General features: G+C 40.0%; 4 protein-coding genes. 1 reads left to right on the top strand and 3 read right to left on the bottom strand.

Annotated elements, in window-relative coordinates; translation table 11 throughout:
- The 3 genes from IQ229_RS15445 to dacB form a co-directional block, all read right to left on the bottom strand.
- Positions 1-439 (bottom strand): glycosyltransferase family 2 protein (locus IQ229_RS15445; RefSeq protein ID WP_194045074.1); only part of this gene is annotated, 439 nt, incomplete at its 3' end.
- 371 nt (positions 440-810) lie between these two features.
- The gene (locus IQ229_RS15440) at positions 811-1,713 is read right to left on the bottom strand and encodes a S66 peptidase family protein (RefSeq protein ID WP_194045072.1); all 903 of its coding nucleotides are present in this window, start codon (positions 1,711-1,713) and stop codon (positions 811-813) included.
- 29 nt (positions 1,714-1,742) lie between these two features.
- Positions 1,743-3,212, bottom strand: coding sequence for a D-alanyl-D-alanine carboxypeptidase/D-alanyl-D-alanine endopeptidase (gene dacB, locus IQ229_RS15435; RefSeq protein WP_322743998.1), 1,470 nt, complete (start codon positions 3,210-3,212; stop codon positions 1,743-1,745).
- 213 nt (positions 3,213-3,425) lie between these two features.
- On the opposite strand from dacB, the gene IQ229_RS15430 reads away from it, so the two are divergent.
- The gene (locus IQ229_RS15430) at positions 3,426-4,025 is read left to right on the top strand and encodes a hypothetical protein (protein ID WP_194045076.1); all 600 of its coding nucleotides are present in this window, start codon (positions 3,426-3,428) and stop codon (positions 4,023-4,025) included.
- Positions 4,026-4,260 lie beyond the last annotated feature (235 nt).

Below are 4,260 nucleotides of genomic sequence, written 5' to 3'. Positions count from 1 at the left end.
AATTAATTATTTTACCTAGTTGAAAATAATCGGCTACAAAAATCTCTTCTTCAGAGAAAAATCCTCCTTCAATCAAGTCAATTTCTGGATTAGCCTGCATGTATTTAAATCGCGACTCTAGATGATTTGCTATATATGTATCATCGCTGTCAATAAAGGTGATGTATTTGCCAAAGGATGCTTGAACTCCGGCATTTTTAGAGTACCCTAATTTTTTATTTTGGTGTTTTAAATAACGTATATTATTAAACTTTTGCACATAGGGATTGACAATTTCAAAAGTATTATCTTTACTACCATCATCAACTACCAACAGTTCCCAATCTTTAAATGTTTGCTCAAGGACACTATTGATACAATTATTCAAATATTTTTCTCGGTTGTAGGTGCAAAGTATAACTGAAATTTCAGGACTAAAGTCAAAGACAATAGGACTCATAAGAGTTAGATGTTCAATTTATAACTAGTTTAAAATTGCTCACACTGACAACACAGCATCACAACCAAATAATTATGCTATTTGTGATTTATTTGCTGATATTCAATATGCCATAATCTGCATCGACCGATGGCTAGACCCGCAAAAGGCATCACGCAGTACTTGCTGTATAGTAAAGCTAAATATATTTTACGATGATTTATACTACACTAGTTAACCTCCTCAGGCAATTTTGCAGACTTTATAAAACACCACTTAAACATTATTTTCCTGAAGAAAATATGTAATACTTTACACTATCTATAGTTTTTTATATAGAAATACTACCAAAAAAAAGTTATTTTCTTGAATTCAGCGGATCTGATTTTAACTTAATGTGGATGCGCGATCGCTAATATTCCCGCATCCCCATCTAAAGTTACTTCTACACCCACTGGTAAGGCTGCATTGGGATGATCGTGGCCAAAAGGCAAATCGGAGACAATGGGAATCCCTAAATCACCTAAGCGATCGCGCAATACTTCTTCTACACTAAAACTAGATATAGTTGGTGGCGCTTCACAGCGAGTAAAACCGCCCAACGCAATACCGCAGACTTGAGACAAAGCACCGCTCAAACGCCACTGCGTCAGCATCCTATCGATGCGATAAGGTGCTTCGGTAACATCCTCGAAGGCTAGAATCACACCATCCAGATGTGGCAAGATTGGTGTACCCAAAAGGTGAGTAGCTACCGTCAGATTACCTGGTAACAAAGTACCATTAACCACACCACCACCCCAACCGCAACCTTTGAGAGGTGTGAAAGAACTACCTTCTACCCAATCAAATAATCGCTTAACTGACCAATCTGACTCATCTACCAAAGTTGTCATTACAGGTCCTTGAACGCCGGAAATGCCTGCTGTATAAAGGCTCCATAATAAAGCTGTGATATCAGAAAAGCCTATGAGCCACTTGGGAAGCCCTGAGTTTGGCCAATTCCAACTTTCTAAAATGCGGGTGCTGCCAAAACCACCTCTGGCACAGAGAATACCTCGACAATCAGGATCTTGCCATGCTGCTGCTAATTGCTGACGGCGGGTTTCGTCAGTTCCTGCCAGATAACCCCATTTGTCATCTATCTGGGGACTGACTTTTAATTGATAACCACGCGATCGCCAAATTTCTAGACTCTGTTTAAATTCCTCGAATTCTCGCAAAGCACCACTAGGGGCAATTACTCGTAGTAAGTCTCCAGGTTTTAGGGGCGGTGGTAAGATTTTGGCTGGCATGAAACAAGTTAGGAGTGAAAAGTATAATATTAACAATGCTGCAACTGTGTTAACAACACAACAACTTCATCAATTGCCTGCCGTATTACTGTTGCAGACTGATCCGACTGATTTACGATAATACTAAAAACTAACGGCTCATACTTCGGCGCATTCATATATCCAGATAGAGAAACTACACCCGTTAACGTACCTGTTTTTGCTTGCACAATACCCTCAGCAGGTGTACCTTGAAAGCGGCCCTTCAGAGTTCCACTTTTACCCGCCACAGGTAAAGATGCCCGATATATATATGCTGTTGGGGTTTTTGCAATTGCCCGCAAAGTTTGTACAAAAGCTTCTGGTGTTACTAAGTTACGACGTGATAAACCTGAACCATCCACTAAAATGTAATTAGCTGGATCAACCCCCAATTTAGTTAAACTTGCTTTGACAACTTCTAAACCGACATCAGCATTAGTCTGATTTTTCAGTCTGATTTTTTTCATAGCTAATGCTCTCAGCAATGCTTCAGCATAAAGATTATTACTATCTAAATTAGTTTCTGCTAATAATTCAGCTAAAGGTGGCGATTCGACAAATGCGATTTCCTGTTGATTCACACCACCATTTACTACTAATGTTTGTCCCAAGTTAATTTTTTCTGTTGCTAAAGCACTACGGAAGCGTCGTAAGAAGTAATAATTAGGGTCAACGACAGGCAAATCTATTAAAGAGGGTTCAGAATTCGTTGCCAGTTGTCCTTGAATTCGTAATACTGTTCCTGATAATTCACGGGTAACATTGACGTAGCTTGGTTGATTTTGGGGAACGGTTACTGACTGATTAATTATCCGCCACTGTTTCGCTTCGCCAGGATCAGTCCATACGACTTGTAAAGATTTACCTACAGCCTGTGGTATAAGTTTTAAGCTAAAAATATTTTGATTCAGAATAAAGCTGTTAACTGGTGCGCCATAGTCTGACTGAACATCTTCCCATTGCCAGGTGGGGTTAACAATATCACCTTGAATATAACTATCATCAGCTATCAAGCGCTGAATTTGAGTAATACCTTTCTGTTTTAACTGCTGTGCCAATTTTTGCAGTTCTGTATCACTTAAGCTAGGATCTCCCCTGCCGACAACACGTAAAACACCATTGCCATTCTGATAAATAGAGGTGCGAATCCGAAAATTAGCACCCAATTCCTGCAACGCGGCTACCGTTGTCAGCAATTTGAGGTTAGACGCAGGAGTAAAATATTTCTCGGCATCTCGACTGTAAAGAGTTGAACCCGTTGACAGAGGTTGTATCAAAATTCCCCAGCGCACCCGACTAAATAAGGGACGATTGATTACAGCATCTATAGCTGTTCCCAATTGATTAGAGCAAATTGATTTTGTGGTAGTTGTTGGTGCAACTGGGGTTTGTGCTTTCGCAATAGAACTAAATCCTATCTGGCTAGTCAAAAATATTAATAAAACACCCAGTGGTTGATTTAAAGTCTTAAGTCTCACCAATTTTCCTTATCCCAAAGACAGATATTTTTACCTTCCAAACAATTTCCTTCCGGAGAGAGAAGAATTGGCTCAGTAAAGTTACTTAATTAGTATAGGGAAGATGTTCACATGTTTCATACATAGGCGAGCGCACAAACATAATTTATGGGACTACAAAATCGAAACCTAAGTCAACCTGTATATACAGAAATACGAAATCGAGGCAATGGTGTGAGTACATTTTTATCTGGTGTAGCTGTATTACTCTCTACTTTGGCTTTGGGATGTAGCGGCTATGTAGCTTATGAAGTTTTTACGTTACGGCAGACACTAAATGCTACTAGTACAGCCAGTAACACCATTCCCACTCAAGTCCCAAGTCCTACAACTACAACTTCTCCACAAGCAACAGCCTCACCATCCCCAGCTAGTGCTACAACATCAGCAATTAGTCCTGGCCAATTTGTGCAGCCTGCTTTTGGCAAAAAGGCAGAAGTTGAGTTACTTTCAGCAAAACGAATTAAAGATCCAGAAACTGGAAACCGTGATGTGGTAAATCTGCAAATGCGGATTCGTCGCCTTGCCACAGACGGAGTTGTTGGTAGCGATATTATCTCGGTGGCTAGTACAACAGCCCGCAATCCTGACACTAGCGTAACCTACAAAAGAGTTGCTCTTAATCGCTCAACAGGAAGCGTTTCTTTGTTCCAAGTACGCCCACAAGCCTCCGCAGATGCTTATATCTGGCTAAGAATTCCCGATGGGATCAATAATTTGGACATTTTTGTGCCAGATACAGCCGCATTTAAAAATGTACCAATTTCATCTTAGCTAGCTAACTGATATCAAATAACTCCCCATCTAGGGGAGCTATTAGTCGTTGATTGTACAAGATAATGCTTTACTTCTCTAAACAGTAAACCTGCAACTGTAAGCAGCAGTCTGAGAGATAACCAAATTTCCAAAACCCTTTTTAATTACTTTCTCTTTCACTCCAAGAGCAATGTCGTTGACTGCCATTGATGCAGTTTTAGTGTTGCTTCTAACTGTGTTTGAAGTTCTTTAT

It is taken from the genome of Nostoc cf. edaphicum LEGE 07299, from assembly GCF_015207245.1.
Taxonomy (GTDB): Bacteria; Cyanobacteriota; Cyanobacteriia; order Cyanobacteriales; family Nostocaceae; genus Nostoc; species Nostoc edaphicum_B.
This window is presented reverse-complemented; position numbering and strand designations above follow the sequence as displayed.

Bases quoted from the DNA above. Each gene is read 5' to 3' on its own strand.
- IQ229_RS15440 (WP_194045072.1), bottom strand. From the start codon at position 1,713: ATGCCAGCCAAAATCTTACCACCGCCCCTAAAACCTGGAGACTTACTA.